General features: G+C 72.2%; 15 protein-coding genes and 1 riboswitch. Of the genes, 4 read left to right on the top strand and 11 right to left on the bottom strand.

Annotated elements, in window-relative coordinates:
- Nucleotides 1-20: 20 nt before the first annotated feature.
- From F6B42_RS15005 to F6B42_RS11765, 6 genes are all read right to left on the bottom strand, one after another.
- Entirely contained in the window at nt 21-1,007 is a 987-nt protein-coding gene (locus tag F6B42_RS15005; RefSeq protein ID WP_223878520.1) for a multicopper oxidase domain-containing protein, read from the bottom strand.
- Between the two features lie 410 nt (nt 1,008-1,417).
- Entirely contained in the window at nt 1,418-2,683 is a 1,266-nt protein-coding gene (locus F6B42_RS15000) for a hypothetical protein (protein WP_223878471.1), read from the bottom strand.
- A 54-nt stretch (nt 2,684-2,737) separates the two neighbouring features.
- Nucleotides 2,738-4,297, bottom strand: a complete 1,560-nt coding sequence (locus tag F6B42_RS11780; protein ID WP_150419891.1) for an SDR family oxidoreductase — start codon at nt 4,295-4,297, stop codon at nt 2,738-2,740.
- 193 nt (nt 4,298-4,490) lie between these two features.
- Complete coding sequence (locus F6B42_RS11775) at nt 4,491-6,392, bottom strand: helicase HerA-like domain-containing protein (RefSeq protein ID WP_150419890.1); 1,902 nt, start codon at nt 6,390-6,392, stop codon at nt 4,491-4,493.
- Nucleotides 6,393-6,402: 10 nt separating this feature from the next.
- Nucleotides 6,403-7,086 carry a phosphatase PAP2 family protein gene (locus tag F6B42_RS11770; RefSeq protein WP_150419889.1) on the bottom strand — a complete coding sequence of 228 codons (684 nt, stop codon included), beginning with the start codon at nt 7,084-7,086 and terminating at the stop codon, nt 6,403-6,405.
- A gap of 62 nt (nt 7,087-7,148) precedes the next feature.
- Nucleotides 7,149-8,378, bottom strand: coding sequence for a multidrug effflux MFS transporter (locus tag F6B42_RS11765; RefSeq protein WP_150420267.1), 1,230 nt, complete (start codon nt 8,376-8,378; stop codon nt 7,149-7,151).
- Nucleotides 8,379-8,668: 290 nt separating this feature from the next.
- Between F6B42_RS11765 and F6B42_RS11760 the strand changes: the two genes are divergently transcribed.
- The 3 genes from F6B42_RS11760 to F6B42_RS11750 all read left to right on the top strand — a co-directional run bounded on the left by F6B42_RS11760 (nt 8,669) and on the right by F6B42_RS11750 (nt 10,360).
- Nucleotides 8,669-9,373, top strand: a complete 705-nt coding sequence (locus tag F6B42_RS11760) for a DUF3105 domain-containing protein (RefSeq protein WP_150419888.1) — start codon at nt 8,669-8,671, stop codon at nt 9,371-9,373.
- Entirely contained in the window at nt 9,370-10,041 is a 672-nt protein-coding gene (locus F6B42_RS11755) for a DUF305 domain-containing protein (protein WP_150419887.1), read from the top strand. Before F6B42_RS11760 ends, F6B42_RS11755 begins: the two co-directional genes overlap by 4 nt.
- A 94-nt stretch (nt 10,042-10,135) precedes the next feature.
- Nucleotides 10,136-10,360, top strand: coding sequence for a hypothetical protein (locus F6B42_RS11750; RefSeq protein WP_150419886.1), 225 nt, complete (start codon nt 10,136-10,138; stop codon nt 10,358-10,360).
- A gap of 116 nt (nt 10,361-10,476) precedes the next feature.
- On the opposite strand, the gene F6B42_RS11745 is transcribed toward F6B42_RS11750, so the two are convergent.
- From F6B42_RS11745 to F6B42_RS11725, 5 genes are all read right to left on the bottom strand, one after another.
- Entirely contained in the window at nt 10,477-10,848 is a 372-nt protein-coding gene (locus F6B42_RS11745) for a DMT family transporter (RefSeq protein WP_150419885.1), read from the bottom strand.
- A gap of 1 nt (nt 10,849) precedes the next feature.
- Complete coding sequence (locus F6B42_RS11740) at nt 10,850-11,164, bottom strand: DMT family transporter (protein ID WP_150419884.1); 315 nt, start codon at nt 11,162-11,164, stop codon at nt 10,850-10,852.
- Nucleotides 11,165-11,174: 10 nt separating this feature from the next.
- Nucleotides 11,175-11,238, bottom strand: a riboswitch (guanidine-III (ykkC-III) riboswitch).
- Nucleotides 11,239-11,302: 64 nt separating this feature from the next.
- Nucleotides 11,303-12,157, bottom strand: coding sequence for a CPBP family intramembrane glutamic endopeptidase (locus F6B42_RS11735; RefSeq protein ID WP_150419883.1), 855 nt, complete (start codon nt 12,155-12,157; stop codon nt 11,303-11,305).
- Nucleotides 12,158-12,160: 3 nt separating this feature from the next.
- Nucleotides 12,161-12,949 carry a tRNA (guanosine(46)-N7)-methyltransferase TrmB gene (gene trmB / locus F6B42_RS11730; protein ID WP_150419882.1) on the bottom strand — a complete coding sequence of 263 codons (789 nt, stop codon included), beginning with the start codon at nt 12,947-12,949 and terminating at the stop codon, nt 12,161-12,163.
- A 36-nt stretch (nt 12,950-12,985) separates the two neighbouring features.
- On the bottom strand, nt 12,986-13,819 hold the full coding sequence (locus F6B42_RS11725) for a DUF3097 domain-containing protein (RefSeq protein ID WP_150419881.1): 834 nt from the start codon (nt 13,817-13,819) through the stop codon (nt 12,986-12,988).
- A gap of 173 nt (nt 13,820-13,992) precedes the next feature.
- On the opposite strand from F6B42_RS11725, the gene F6B42_RS11720 reads away from it, so the two are divergent.
- Nucleotides 13,993-16,053: a TPM domain-containing protein gene (locus F6B42_RS11720; protein ID WP_150419880.1), complete on the top strand. Its 2,061-nt coding sequence runs from the start codon at nt 13,993-13,995 to the stop codon at nt 16,051-16,053.
- The last annotated feature ends 41 nt before the right edge of the window (nt 16,054-16,094 follow it).

Genomic DNA, 16,094 nt, shown 5'->3' with positions numbered 1-16,094 from the left:
GGACGGGTCCGGCGTGCGGGTCATTCGACGCGGAAAAGTCCCGCCGCGCCGCGTTCGGCGTCGCTCATGCGATGCGTGACGAACGGATAAGTACCCGCCTCGGGGAAGACGAGCTCGACGAAGCTGCCCTGAGCGGGTTGCAGCCCGAGGGCCTGCGAGCCCCCGGCATCCTCCGGCCGCAGCGCGTACGAGCCCTCGAGGTAGACGGTGTCGAACTGTCCGCCGACGACGTGGAACGAGCTCGGAGAGTTCGGGCCCGCATCGAGCACCCACACGCGCACCCGCTCACCCGGACGCGCCGCGAGCGGACGGTGACGGTACTGGTCGGCGACGCCGTTGAACACGACCAGATCCGGGCGGGCCTCGGCGAGCTTCTCGGCGTCGGCCGTGCCCGCCGAAGAACCGAGGTACAGCTCGTTCTGAACGAGCAGGTACTCGCGGTCGACGGGCACGAGATCGGGTGGGTCGATCACGACGGCGCCCGACATGCCGTTGGCGATGTGCATCGACATCGGCATGGTCGAGCAGTGGTACATCCAGATGCCGGCGCGGGTCGCTGTGAAGGTGTACGTCAGCGCCTCGCCCGGCCCGATCGTGCGCATCGGCTCGTCCGGGGCGAGAGCGCCGGCGTGGAAGTCGACCGAGTGCCCGATCGTCCCGTCGTTGACGAGCGTGATCTCGAAGGTGTCGCCGATGCGTCCGCGCAGCACCGGTCCGGGCGCTGCGCCACCGAACGTCCATCGCGTCTGCGGCACGCCCGGCGCGACCTCAGCAACGGTCTCGGTCACCGTCAGGGTGACCCGGTGCACCGTCTCCTCCGGTGCGGGCGGGAGCTCGGCCGGGTGCGCACGGAAGGATGCGGCGGGTTCCCGCTGGAGATCGATGTCGGCCGCGGCATCCTCGCCCTCGGACGCGCCGCTCCCGCCGTGCGCACTGTGCTCGGTCGACGTCGCGGCTGCCGACGCCTGAGTCGCCGGAGCGCCGATGGCACGCACCGTGAGCTCCATCCCCATCTGACGGTGGCCCGCGATCGAGCACCAGCCCGGCAGGTCGGCCCCGATCACACCCACGGTGACCGTTTCGCGCGCGCCGGGTGCGAGCCGTTCGGTGCGGACGCCCGTCGCGAACGTGAGGTCGTGGACGTCGATTCCGGTGTTCTCGAACGTCACGACGAGCTCGTCACCGACCGGCACCTCGATGACAGCCGGGTCGTAGCGCATCCCCGTCACGCGCACGGTGACGTCGGTCGTGTCGCCCGTCGCCGGCGTGTCGGGCGCGGCGGCGACCGGGATGCCGCTGGCCGCCGGATCGGCCGCGACACCGCCGCCGACGCACGCCACGAGCAGCACGACGGCGGCGGCGACCGCGCTCGCGCGGGGACGGCGCGGCTCTGGGGCGTGCCGCGGCATCCCGATCGTCACGACTCCGCTCCGATCGGGCGCCGCGCCCTCGCCGCGTCGGACGCGGCGGCCGACGACCACGGCGCGCACGGCGAGCACGATCGTCGCCACCGCCACCCCGACGGCCACGAACGACAGCAGCACCGTGCGAGGCTCGGCATCGGCAGCAGGTAGATCGCGATCGCGCCGTTGAACGCCGTCGCACGGAACGCGCCGCCGCGATCGAGCTCGGCGGCGCCGGCGCGGGCGGCGGCGGGGCTGCCGAGAGCGACGACCGGCAGCAGGTGGCTGAGGGCGCCGAGGAGCACCTGCACCCCGAATCCCGCCACGAGAGGCCCGAGCAGGGCGACGGTGCTCGCGCGGAACGTCGCCCAGTCCGGGGCGGCCATCGCGGCGACGCCGAGCGCGACCGCGGAGACGGCCAGCCACCCGGTCGCAGCGGCGAGGCTCCACCCGGCGAAGGTGCCGGGTGGCATCGCGCGGGCTTGGCGGACGCCTTCGCGACCGAGCAGCGCGAGTCCGGCGAGCCAGCCGACCATCCCCGCGGCGACGAGCGCGCGGACGTCGACAGCCGAGGCGAGAGCGGCCACCGCGATCCCGGCGACGAGTAGCGGCAGGGCGCGCGCCGCGGCGCGATCGGCCGCAGGCTCGACGCGCGCGTGCAGCACGGTCGGCCACAGCAGCACGAGGGTGCCGAGCGCGGTCAGCCCGATCCACCCGTAGACGTTGAGGACGAGGTGCGCGGTGACCGCCCGATCCGTCAGCGCCGGGTCCCGCACAACCGCCATGACGACGCCGACCGCGATGCCGACGAGGAACACCGCCCCGGCGGCGAGGTAGTAACGCACGAGGGGCGCGAAACGAGCGGGGAGTGCGCCACGGCTCTGCATCCCGAGCAGGCCGAGGTGGACGGCGATCGCGGCAGCCACGACGCTGCCTCCGGCGATCGCGAGGGCCGGGACGCCGGCCAGCACGCCTCCGCCGAGCATGAGGGTGCCCAGCGAGTGGAGGCCGAGCCGTACAGCCAGGCCCGGACGTCCACCCGGAACCGGCCGCCGCAGCAACGTGTCGGCGAAGTGCTGCGACCAGACCAGGATCGCCGCGGTCGCCGCGCCGAGCAGCGGCACATGGACGAGCAGCCACAGCGGCTGCGAGACGAAGCGGTGGCCGACGATCGCCGCGACGGCGAGCACGAGCCACGCCAGCACGACCGAGTTGGTCAGCAGGTACCCGTCACGACGCGACAGCCGCCGCGGGCTCAGCCGGGTGCGGTCGTTTCCCACACCGTCAGGCTAGGAGCCGGCCGCTCTGTGGTCCGATCACATGACCGGGGATATTCAGCCGGAGATCGCCTCGGCGGTCTCGGCCGGACGCTCGCCCTCGGCCATCTCGGTGATACGCGTGACCATCGCCGTGAAGATGAGGCCGTGGAACGGCAGCACGCCGAGCCAGTACAGCCGGCCCGCGAGGCCGCGCGGGAAGAAGATCGCGCGCTGCTCGTACCGCGCGCCGCCCGCGCGGTCGGCCACCTTCAGTTCGAGCCAGGCTTCGCCCGGCGTGCGCATCTCGGCCCGCAGGCGCAGCAGCCGCCCCTCCTCGACGGCCTCCACGCGCCAGAAGTCGATCGCGTCGCCGACGCGCACCGTGCCGCGGCTGCGACGACCGCGCGCGAGCCCGATGCCGCCGACGAGGCGGTCCATCCATCCCCGGATCTCCCACAGCGCCCGCGCGGAGTACCACCCGTTCGTCCCGCCGATGCCGGCGATCACCGCCCACAACCGCTCGGGAGACGCCGTGGTGTCGGCGGCGCGCTCGTCGGTGAAGACCGTGCGTCCCGCCCAGTCGGGGTCGCTCGGAAGCGGATCGCTCGGGGCGCCGAGCACATCGGCATCCTGCCAGCTCGTCTCGACCTCATCGGCATCGACGCGTCCGAGGGCGAGTCGCACCGCCGTGCGGTAGGGCGTGAGTCCGCCCTCGGGAGGCGGGATGATGGCGTCGATGTCGTGATCGTCCATGACGCACTCGTTCTGGAGCGACGCGATCAGGGGACGCGCGATCGAGCGCGGAACCGGCGTCACGAGATTCACCCAGTGGGACGCGAGACCCGGGGTGAGCACCGGGAGCGCCGCGATCGCACGCTGATGGAGCCCGGCCTCGACGGCGTAGCCGTTCATCATCTGGCCGTACCGCAGCACGTCGGGTCCGCCGATGTCGACCGCACGATCGACATCGCTCGGCACCCGCGCGGCGGCGAGCAGGTAGTAGAGGACGTCGCGGACGGCGATCGGCTGGATGCGGTTGCGCACCCACTTGGGCGCCGGCATGTACGGCAGCACGTCGGTGAGGTGCCGCACCATCTCGAACGATGCCGACCCCGACCCGATGACGACGCCGGCCTGCAGGACGAGGGTGGGCACGCGCGAGGCGAGGAGGATCTCGCCGACCTCGACCCGCGAGCGCAGGTGCGGCGAGAGCTTCACGTCGCTCGGGTGCAGACCCCCCAGATACACGATGCGTCGCACGGATGCCGCGGCAGCCGCGTCCGCGACGACCCGCGCGGCCCGCTCATCGGCCGCCTCGAATCCGGCACCCGCGCCCATGGAATGGATCAAGTAGTACAGCGCGTCGACGTCGTCGGCGGCCTCGGCCAGGGCGTCCGGGTCTTCGGCGGAACCCGCGACGACCTCCACGTCGCCGCCCCAGGCGAAGCTCGCGACGCGTTCGGGGGTGCGCGCGAGGACGCGGACGCGGTAACCGGCGGCGACGAGCCGCGGCACGAGCCGGCCGCCGATGTAGCCCGTCGCGCCCAGCACGAGAGCGCGGGGGGCGCTGCCGTCGGCACGCGGCTCCGCTTGCAGGTCGGGTTCGCGTCCGGTCGGTGCGGTCAGCTCTGTCATGCTCCGACGCTAGGCGGCGAACGCGCAGGCCGACACGACTTGACACCGGGCCGCCCTGCCCCACGCCGCCGCGCACGCGCCCGTACAGCGCCGGCGCGCATCTGGCGCCGTTCTGCGCATGCCGCGCAGATCTTTCGGCGCTCCATGTCACGAACTGCGCCCGACACCGCGGCCGCGCCCCTCGGGGCGGACCTCAGCGCCGGCCGGTGCCGAAGATGCCGCGCAGGACGCCGCTCAGGACGTTCTGCGCTGCGCGCGACCCGAGGATCTGCTCGACGGGCGACGAGCTCGACGACCGGGCGCGCGAGCGCGACGCCGAGCCGCGGGCGAGCTTCTCGTACTCGCGTCGTTCCTTCGCCTCGTCGGCCGCGGCCTGCTTGCGTATCGCGGTCATCTGCTTGGCGTATTCCGCGTCGGCCCGGGCTCGGAGCTTCGCGGCATCCTGCTCGGCCTTCCGCCGCGCGTCCTCGGCGGCGGCCGCGGCCGCCGCGGCCTGCGCCGCGTTCATCCGGGCGGTGAGGATCTCGCGCGCCGACTCCCGGTCGATCGCGGCGCCGTAGGCCTGCTGCAGGGGCGACGCCGCCACGAGGTGCGCGACAGCGCCGGCCGGCGAGGGCGACATGAGCGCCTGGGGCGCACGCAGCCGGGTCCACGCGACGGGCGTCGGCACGCCGTCCTCATCCATGACGGTGACGACGGCCTCGCCCGTGCCGAGCTCCTGCAGCGTGCGTTCGAGGTCGTACCCGGATGTCGGATAGGTGCCGACGCTCGCCCGGAGCGCTTTGGCGTCGTCGGGGGTGAAGGCCCGCAGGGCATGCTGGATGCGCGAGCCGAGCTGCCCGAGCACGTCGGCGGGCACATCCTTCGGGGTCTGCGTCACGAAGAAGATGCCGACGCCCTTGGACCGGATGAGGCGGACGGTCTGCACGATCGCGGCGAGGAAGTCCTTCGACGCGTCGCGGAAGAGCAGGTGCGCCTCATCGAAGAAGAACACGAGCTTCGGCTTGTCGAGATCGCCCGCTTCGGGCAGCACTTCGAACAGCTCGGCGAGCAGATACATCAGGAAGGTCGAGAAGAGGGCGGGCTTGTCGACGACGCCCGGCAGCTCGAGGAGGCTCACGATCCCCTCACCCTCGGGAGTCGTGCGCAGGAGATCGCGGACGTCGAACTCGGGCTCGCCGAAGAAGACGTCGGCTCCCGCGTCGGCGAAGGCGACGAGTTCGCGCAGGATCACACCGGCCGTCGCCGCCGAGAGCCCGCCGAGCTCCTTCAGCTCGGCCTTCCCCTCGCCACCTGTCAGGTAGCTCAGCACCGCACGCAGATCGGAGAGATCCACGAGGGCGAGACCGTTGCGGTCGGCGTAGTGGAACACGAGGGCGAGGCTCGACTCCTGCGTCGCGTTGAGCCCCAGCACCTTGGCCAGCAGGAGCGGTCCGAATCCGGAGACAGTGGCGCGCACGGGAACACCGGCGCCCGCACCGCCGAGCGCGAGGAACTCCGTCGCGTAGTCGCGCGGCACCCAGTCCTGCCCGATCGCGCGTGTGCGTGCGAGCAGCTTCTCGCTGCCCTCCCCCGCCGTCGCGATGCCGCTGAGGTCGCCCTTGACGTCGGCGGCGAACACGGGCACGCCGTTCGCCGCGAGCTGCTCGACGAGCCCCTGCAGCGTGCGCGTCTTGCCCGTTCCCGTCGCTCCGGCGACGAGACCGTGCCGGTTCGTCATCGCGAGCGGGATGCGGATCGGCACCGTCGGATCCGGATCGCCGTTGACGAGCGACCCGAGCTCGAGGGCCGGCCCGGTGAAGGCGTAACCCGAGCGGATGCGGTCGACCTCCGCAGCGGGAAGCGGACCTGCGGCGGTCGGCACCGGTGCCGCGGGCGCCTCGCCCGCTCCGGACTCGGGTCCGGCTCCGGCCGCGTATGCCGCGGCCTCCGCCTCGGCGGCGGCCAGCGCAGCGCGAGCACGCGCCGCGGCGAGTTCGGCCTCGGCAGCCTCGGCGTCGGCGCGGAGGCGAGCGAGCTCGGTGCGCGCGACGGCTGCCTCGGCCGACTCGGCCGCACCCGCGGCATCCGGATCGTTCGGGATCGAGGTGCTCATGGCGGCGAGCCTAGCGACGAGGTGATCGGGGCGCAGCCCGTCGCGCCCCGGCACGCGCCGTCCGTTCGCGCTCCAGCTGCTCGGTGAGGACGGCGGCGACGATGAGGCCCATGCCGATGCCGAGGAGGGTGCCGCCGACGGTGTCCGACACCCAATGGGCGTGCAGCACCGTGCGGCTGAGCGCCATGAGCAGCGTCCACACCGCACCGGCGATCACGATCCACACCCGCGGCAGCACGATGGCGGCGACGGTGGCGATGGTCGCGGCGTTGGCCGTGTGTCCCGACGGATACGAGCCGGCATCCGTCGCCACGACGATGTCCTCGGGGCGCGCGCGGTCGACGAGGTTCTTGATGAGCTGCACGACGAGGGCGCTGAGCGCGGAGGCGACGACGAAGTACGCCGCAGCCCACGGGCGCCGCAGCAGCACCAGCGCGAGCGCGACGGCGACGGGGATGGCGAAGACCCCCAGCCACGTGCCGCCGACCCGGTTCATCACGAGGCCGAAGATGAGCGCGGGCTCGGTGGGATCATCGGGCAGCAGGCGGTTCCACCACCGGTCGATCGCGAACGGCTGCCCGAGCTGGAGGAAGATCCACCAGCCGAGCAGGCCGCCGAGGACCAGCAGGATGCCGCCGGCGATCGCCCTCCGAGGCCAGGGGCGACGAGCGGGGTCGGCGGGCGCGGATGTCATCGCCCCATTGTGGCGACCCGCGCCCGTCGTACGCGGGGACTTGCGCTCCGGCCGCGAACGCGTCAGGGCGAGAGCTGCGGAACCGTCCGGGGCCGCACGACGAGCCAGAGCGAGAGCACCGCGATGACGGCGCACCCGACCATGACCGAGGCCATCGTCGTGGCGGTGATGCCGGTGTCGCCCGAGATCCACGCCGCCAGCGGCGAGATGAATCCGGCCACGCCGAAGTTGACGGCGCCGATGAGGGATGCCGCGGTCCCCGCTGCGCGTCCGTGGCGGTCGAGGGCCAGCACCTGCACGCACGGGAAGGTGAAACCGCACGCCGTGATGAAGAAGAACAGCGGGATGACCGTGCCCCACAGGCCCAGGCCGAGCTGGTCGGTGATGACGATGGCGCTGCCGGCGACGACGAGCACCGCGGTCGATACCGCCATGACCCACTGCGGCCCGAAGCGCGCGGCCAGGCGCGAGGCGGTCTGCACCCCGAGCACGACACCGAGCGAGTTGACGGCGAACAGCATCCCGTACTGCTGCGGGTCGAAGCCGTAGGTCTGCTGGAACAGGAACGACGACGACGACAGGTACGAGAAGAGGCCCGAGAAGGTCATGCCGCCGATGATCAGGACGCCGATGAAGATCCGGTCGCTGAGGACGCTGCGGTAGCGCTGCCACACGGTCGCCGAGCCGCGGTCGGCGCGGCGGGCCTTCGGCAGGGTCTCGGGGACGAGGAAGAGCGAGGCGATGAGCATCACCGCGCCGTACGCGGCGAGGACGACGAAGATCCCGCGCCAGGGCATCACGACGAGCAGCCCCGAACCGATGAGCGGCGCCGCGACCGGCGCGACGCCCGAGACGAGCGCGAGGCGGCTCAGCATCACGACGAGGCGGCGTCCGCCGAACAGGTCGCGGACGATCGCCATCGCGACGACGCCGCCGGCGGCGGCTCCGATCCCCATGAACACGCGAGCGAGGCTCAGGAGCTCGAGCGATGGGGCGATCGCGGCGGCGGTGCTCGCGAGCACGTGCAGCGCCGTGACGCACAGCAGCGGCACGCGCCGGCCGAGCTTGTCGCTGAGCGGGCCGACGACGAGCTGGCCGAGCGCGAACCCGACCATCGTGCCCGTCAGGGTGAGCTGGATGGCGGCGGCGGAGGTCTGGAAATCCGCCTCGAGAGCCGGGAACGCGGGCAGGTAGAGGTCGATCGTGAAGGGACCGAGGGCGGTGAGGGCGCCCAGCAGGATGATGTAGACCACTCGGCGCGCCGTGGGGATCGCGTCGCCGGGATGCAGCATCACGGGCGCGGTGGCCGGGTTGGACCCGAGGGTGCGGATGGCGCCGGTGGCGTTCTTCGCCGGTCGAGCCGGTGACGGGGACGCGGCGGATGAGGCGGGGATGACGGGATTCGGGGAGGTTTCGAGCACAGGGATTCGTTTCGTGGCAGCAACGTGAAAAGAGCGACCTCCTATCGTAACCCGCGCTGTGCCAGGCTGAGGGGGCGCCTCTCAGCCGATTCACCATTCACGCGCATAGGCTGACGGCGCCATCACGCGCATCCTCTTGCCCCCGAACCGAGGTCACAGCAATGACTCCGTCCGCCGACAAGCGACAGAGCGGCAACCCCGCCGCACAGGCTCAGATCAACCTGACCGTCAAGCAGCAACGCGAGCAGCAGAAGCAGGCGAAGCTCGCCGAGTACCAGAAGCAGCTCGCCAAGCGGCGCCGCGGCAAGGTCGTGTGGTGGGCCGTCGGCTCGACCGCCGCGATCGCCGTCGTGGGCCTCATCGTCGCCTCCGTCGTCCTCGCCCCGCAGCGGGTGACCTACGAGGCCGCGAACAGCACCGGCCGCGAGATCGAGGGCGTCGAGACCTTCACGAACGTCACGACGCACGTCGAGGGCACCGTCGACTACGAGCAGAACCCGCCGGCCGGCGGCGAGCACAACTCCGTGTGGCTCAACTGCGGCGTGTACACCGAGCCGCAGGCGAACGAGAACGCCGTCCACTCCCTGGAGCACGGCGCCATCTGGATCACGTACGACCCCGCGCAGGTGTCGGATGCCGAGGTCGAGACGCTCCGCGGCCAGATGCCGAGCACGTACGCGCTGCTGACGCCGTACCCCGACATGGACACCCCGATCGCCGTGACCGGGTGGAACGCGCAGCTGAAGCTCGATTCGGCCGACGACCCGCGGATCGGCGAGTTCTTCACCGAGTACTGGCGCAGCCAGAACGTCCCCGAGCCGAACGCGATCTGCTCCGGCGCCATCGACGGGCCCGGCAAGGCGTGACCGACGACGTCGTCCCGGCCCCGGATCGCCCGGGCCTGCGGTGGTGGGCGATCCTCCTGATCGTCGCCGCCGTGGCCGGAACGACCTTCGCGATCGGACGCTTCACCGCGTTCGGCACCTCGCCGTCGGTGCCGGGCAACGCGTCGCCCGAGGCGGGATTCGCCCGCGACATGCAGGTGCATCACACGCAGGCGATCGAGATGGCGATGGACATCTACCGGCGCACCGACGACGAGGGCGTCCGCACGGTCGCCTACGACATCGCGACCGCGCAGGCGGGTCAGCGGGGCGAGTTCTTCGCCTGGCTCGTCGAGTGGGGACTGCCGCAGGCATCGACCGTACCGCTCATGACATGGATGACGGGCATGCCCGAGCACGACCACGGAGGTGCGTCCGAGGCGCAGACCGACGAGGAGCTTCGCGCCGCGATGGGGATGGCCTCCCCCGCCGAGCTCGCCGAGATGGATGCGCAGACCGGGACGGCTGCGGACTGCACGTTCCTCTCCCTCATGATCCGCCACCACGAGGGCGCCATCCCCATGGCCGAGGCGCTCGTGAATGTCGGCACCGACGCGCGCGCCGTGCAGGTGGCGCAGGGCATCACGCAGACGCAGAGTGCGGAGATCAGCATCATGCGCTCCCTCCAAGAGCGCCTCGCCTGCAGCTGAGCCGGCCCACGGGCCCGCGGATCATCCTGCAGACGGATGCGGGTCAGCCGCCGGGCCGACGCGCTGCAGCGCCCCCGCTTCGTAGCGTCGAAGCATGAGCACCGCACCACTCGCAGCACCCCTCGCAGCATCCGATCGACTCGATGTTCGCCGCTTCGATTCCGATCGATTCCGCAGCGCCGCATCTCGCGGTCGCGCGATCGTCGGATCGATCCTCGGGAACATCGCGATCCTCGCGGTCCTCGGCGTCGCCCTGCTCGTGGTCCCGGTCGCCGCGGCCCTCGCCTTCGGCGCGCCGCTGCTCGAATACCTCCGCTGAGCGATCGGGCGGCGACCGCTCAGCGCAGGAGATCCACCCGCCGGAGGACCGCGAGCAGCATCCCGACCTCAGTCGCGCAGTTCTCCTCCCCCGTGCCGGCGGAACGCCCCCGTGCGTCAGTCGCCCCGCGCCGTCGTCGTCGCGTCGGGGTGGCGGTCCTCCTCGATCCGCTGCGCGGGAACCAGTTTCAGCCCGATGACGGCCGCGATGATCCCGGCGATGAAGATCACCTTGCCGATCGCGAAGGCCTCGGCACCGGTCGCGATCGACCACGTGACCGTCAGCGCCGCGCCGACGCCGACCCACACCGCGTAGGCGGTCCCGATCGGAATGTGCTTCATCGACCAGCCCAGGCCGACCATGCTCGCCACGACGAACACGGCGAACACGACCGTCGGCACCGGCTGCGAGAATCCCTCCGACGCACCGAGGGCCGTCGCCCAGACGGCCTCGCACACGGCGCTGAGAAGCAGGACGATCCACGGCATGTCAGCTCACCACCTTGAGGCCGACGACGGAGGCGACGAGCAGGAGCAGCAGCAGGATACGGGCGAGCGACGCGCGTTCCTTGCGCGTGACCATCGCCCACACGACCGTGAGGCTCGCGCCGATGCCGACCCAGACCGCGTAGGCCGTGCCCGTCGGCAGATCCGACATCGCGTAGGCGAGGCCGGCCATGCTCGCCACCAGCGCCACGACGAACACGGCGGCCGGCTTCTTCCGTCGGAAGCCCTTCGACGCGGCGAGCGCCGAGGCCCACACCGCCTCGAGGACGCCCGACGCGATCAGGATCACCCAGGACATGACGAACCCTTCCGAGTCAGTCTTGTCTGGTGCGGGTACTGCTCCCTCGTCCGCGAGCCGTCATCGAGCTCCGAGGACCACGGTAGCCGCTCGTCCTGGGCAGGCACTGGGCAGGCACGGGTCGACCGGGCTCCGTCCCTACGGCGCCGGGACGAGGAAGATCGCGTCGATGAGCCCGGGGTTGTGCGCGTGCACCAGCACACCGAAGACCACGGCGTCGAAGAGCAGGTGCACGGTCACGACGTAGGCGAGCGAGCGGGTGCGCAGGAAGATGTAGCCCTGCAGCAGCGCGAAGGGGATCGTGAGCGCCGGACCCCAGGCGCGGTAGCCGAGCTCCCACAGGAACGACACGAAGACGATCGCCTGGAGCACGTTCGCCGAGACGTCCGCGAAGTGCCGGCGCAGCAGCGCGAAGCACGTGCAGATGAAGAACAGCTCGTCCCAGATGCCGACCGCGCCGACGCCGACGAACAGGCGCGCGATGAGGTCGGGGGTGTCGACGACCGGCCAGTTCTCGTAGACGCCGGAGGTGATGAAGTAGAACGGCAGGATGAGCCAGCCGAGCACCAGCACGGCCGCGAGCCACACCCACTGGAACGTGCTCCACCGGCCGCCGCCGCGCCACGGGAAGCGGATGGCACGGTCGCGGTAGACGAAGCGCGAGACGACGTACGGCAGCACCACCGCCCCGCCGAGGGCGAGCGTGAAACGCAGCATCGCGAGGTTGTCGAGCTCGGCCTTCAGGTCGATGACGCTCACGACGACCATCCCGAGCGCGATGAGCGAGAGATCGCGGGTCAGCGACGGCCCCGGCTCCGCGACGCGGCGCCGCTCGATGACGGCGCCCACCACCAGACCGGCGATCAGCAGTGCCCAGCCGAGCCACGGCAGGAGGAGGACGAAGAACGCCGGCGCGGCGAGGCACACCAGCAGCGCCGGAGCCGTGCCGATCGAGACGAACGGACGGGCGCCGAGGTCGGCCTGCGTCTCCACCGGTCAGCGTCCGCGTCGCACGTAGGCGAGGTCGCGAATCTCGCGGCCCTTCGCGATTCCCTTGCGCTCGAACGCCGTCATCACGCGACCGTCGAACCGCGGCGCCCAGGCGCCGTCGAAAGCGGGCGCGAAGTCCGCGGCATCCGTCATCACCTCGCGCATCTGACGCGCGTAGTCCTCCCAGTCCGTCGCGAGCCGCAGTACTCCGCCGTGCGTGAGCGCACGGGCCGCGAGCGGGGTGAAGTCCGGCGAGATGAGGCGGCGCTTCGTGTGCCGCGTCTTGTGCCACGGGTCCGAGAAGAAGATCCAGAGCTCGTCGACGGATGCCGCGGGCAGCAGGTGCTCGAGGACCTCCGGCGCGTTCGCCTCCACGAGGCGCAGATTGCGGACGCCGGCGCGATCGGCATCCAGCATCGTGCGAGCAAGACCGGCCCGGAACACCTCGACGGCGAGGAAGTCCTTCTCCGGGGCCGCTTCGGCAGCCGCGACGATCGCGTGCCCCTGCCCCGATCCGATCTCGACGATCAGCGGGGCGCTGCGCCCGAACAGCGCGGCCGGGTCCACCTCGGAGCCCGGTTTGACGCTCAGCAGAGCCTGATCGCGCTCGATCGGCACCGAGTAGAACGACCCCAGCGCGTTCCAGGCGCGCTCCTGGCCGTCGCTCATGCGGCCGCTGCGGCGAGCGAACGACACCGGCTTCTCGCGATAGCGCGGCTCGTCGGCCTCGGCGTCGTCGATCTCGGCTTGGCCGATGTCGGGCACGGGCGCGTCGGACGGATCGGTGTCGGGCATGATCCCAGGCTACCGAGCCGCCACCGCTCTTTCGGCTCAGGCTGTGACGAAGTCGATGAGCTCCTCGACGCGGCCGAGGAGGGTCGGGTCGAGGTCGCGATAGGTGCGGACGGAGCCGAGGATGCGCTGCCAGGCGTGCGCGATGTCGGCCTGATCGTCGGCCGGCCATCCGAGCGCCCGGCAGACGCCCGTCTTCCAGTCGATCCCACGGGGAACCTGCGGCCAGGCTCGGATGCCGACGGCTTCGGGGCGCACGCACTGCCAGACGTCGATGTGCGGGTGCCCCACGATCTTCAGGTGCTTCCCGTGCTGACCCCGCAGGATCTGCTCGGCGATGCGGGTCTCCTTCGAGCCCGCGACGAGGTGATCGACGAGCACGCCGTACCGGCGCTCAGCCGACGGCGGCTCATCGCGCAGCAGATCGCCCAGCAGATCGACGCCCTGGAGGTATTCGACGACGACGCCCTCGACGCGCAGATCCGCGCCCCATACCTTCTCGACGAGCTCGGCGTCGTGGCGCCCCTCCACGAGGATGCGCGACGCGCGGGCGACCCGGGCGCGCTGCTGCGGAGCGACGAACGACCCGGATGCCGTCCGCATGCGCCCGGCGGGGGCCGCGGCCTTCGGCGGCACGAGCCGCACCGGCTCGCCGTCCACGAGGAAGCCGCCGCCGAGGGGGAAGATGCGGACCTTGCCGAGTCGGTCCTCGAGCTCGACGTTGCCGCCGCGGACGGCGACCACCGCTCCGCAGTAGCCGTCGGCGGCGACCTCGACCACGAGGTCCGTCTCCGCAGCGACATCCGACACCTTCTTGCGCCCGACATCGCGCCAGCCGGCCGCCAACACGTCGGTTCCGTACCTGTCGTCCATGCGTCCTCCCCTTCGCGCGCCGGTCAGCCTAACCCGCCGCATCCCGGCATCCGTGCACGCGGGACCGTCGCTGCGCAATGGGGATCGGCGATTCACAGGGGTGCCATAGGCTCGGGCCCGGGCCCCTCAATAGAGTTGACGCGAGGCCGGTCCTCCGACCTCGGAAGGGGATCATGCGAGCACTGCGGGCACTCACCGTCACGGTTCTGACGAGCGTCGCGCTCGTGTTGGGCGGCGCCTCGGCGGCTTCGGCCACCGACCCCGTCGACCTCGGCTCGGGGCGTGTCGTCGATCAGGTGAACGCCCTCGAACCGGGCCAGGAGCGCTCGCTCGAGGAACGGCTCGCGGCGCTGCCCGCCGAGTCCGGCATCGACCTGTGGGTCGTCTACGTCGATTCGTTCACCTCTCCCTCGGATGCCGAGGGCTGGGCGAACGAGGTCGCTCAGCGCGGCGGCCTCGGCCCGAACCAGTATCTGCTCGCGGTCGCGACCGAGCAGCGGACGTTCTACCTCTCCGGCGACTCCGCCGGCCCCGTCGACGGCGACACCCTCACGCGCATCGAGAACCAGGACCTCGTCCCGGCGCTCCGCCAGGACGACTGGGGCGGCGCGGCGTTCGCCGCCGCGGGCGCCCTCTCGGACGCCGTCTCCGGCGCGGGCGGCGGCGGCAGCGGTGGCAGTGGCACCGGGGGCGGTTCGGGCTCCCCGGGAGGCGTCCCGGTGCTGACCATCGTGCTGGGACTGCTCGCGGTCGGCGCGGTGATCGCCGTTGTCGTCGTCCTCGTGCGGCGTCGCCGTGCCGGCGGACGGACACCGGGCGCGAACGGCGCGCCGGCGGTTCCGATCGCAGAGCTCGCGCGTCGATCCGCTGCCGCGCTGGTCGCCGCCGACGACGCGATCACGACGAGCCAGCAGGAGCTGGGCTTCGCGACCGCTCAGTTCGGTGAGGAGCCGGCCCGTGCCTTCGCGGCGACGCTCGCTCAGGCACGGAAGGACCTCGACGAGGCGTTCTCGCTGCAGCAGGAGCTCGACGACGATCAGCCCGACACCGAAGAACGGGTGCGCGGCATCCACGAACGCATCCTCGAACTGTGCGCTCACGCCGACGCCGAGCTCGACGCCCGCACCGATGAGTTCGATCAGCTCCGCGCGCTGGAGCAGAACGCCCCCGAGGCGCTCGGACGCATCCAGCAGACGCGCGAGACGGCTGCCGCCGGACTGGATGCCGCGACTGCCGCCCTCGCGAAGCTCACCGCCGCATACGCGTCCGACGAGCTCGCCGCCGTCGACGACAACCCCGAGCAGGCGCGCACTCGCCTGGCCTACGCCGACGAGCAGCTCGCCGCAGCGCAGGCGGCGATCGCCGCCGGCGACGGGTCGACCGCGGCGATCTCGCTGCGGGCCGCCGAGGGTGCGGTCGCGCAGGCCGCCCAGCTCGAGAAATCGGTCGACACCGTCGCGGCCGACCTGGCTACCGCCGAACGGGACGCCGCGGCGCTCATCGCCGAGCTCGAGCAGGATGTCGCTGCCGCGGCCGGCGCGCCCGACCCGAACGGCGCACTCGCGCCGGTGGCCGCGCAGACCCGGCAGCAGATCGACATCGCCCGGGCCCAGCTCACGGGAACCCAGCGACGCCCGCAGGCGGCGCTCTCCGCGCTCCTCGGCGCGAACACCGCCATCGACAGCGCGCTCGCCGGCGCACGGGATGCCGCCCAGCGCGAGGCGCGTGCGCGCCAGACGCTCGAGCAGCAGCTGCAGCAGGCGCGGGCGCAGGTGTCGGCGGCCGAGGACTACATCGCCACGCGGCGCGGAGCCGTGGGAGCGACCGCGCGCACCCGCCTGGCGGAAGCTCGCGCGTCGCTCGACCGCGCCGAGGCGACCGCGCAGATCGAACCCGAACGGGCGCTCTCGGACGCCGCCCGTGCCGTGCAGATGAGCGGCCTCGCGATGGAGTCCGCCCGCGGCGACGTCGGCGGGTTCGGAACGGGCTCCCCCGGCGGGGACTCCAGCGGCATGATGGGAGCCATGCTCGGCGGCATGATCATCAACTCGCTGCTCAGCGGCGGCTCCTCCGGGCGTCGCTCCAGCGGGTTCGGCGGCTCCGGTTTCGGCGGCGGGTTCGGCGGCGGCTCCCGAGGAGGCGGTTTCGGCGGCGGCTTCGGCGGCGGCCGCTCCCGCTCCGGCGGCGGCTCGTTCGGCGGCGGGCGTTCCCGCTCCGGCGGAGGCCGCTTTTGATCCGCCGCTCCCGACCCACGACCCCTCGACCATCCACGAAA

This window comes from Microbacterium radiodurans (assembly GCF_008710705.1).
Classification (GTDB): Bacteria; Actinomycetota; Actinomycetes; order Actinomycetales; family Microbacteriaceae; genus Microbacterium; species Microbacterium radiodurans.
Note: the sequence above shows the minus strand (reverse complement) of the source record. Positions and strands in the feature narration are given on the sequence as shown.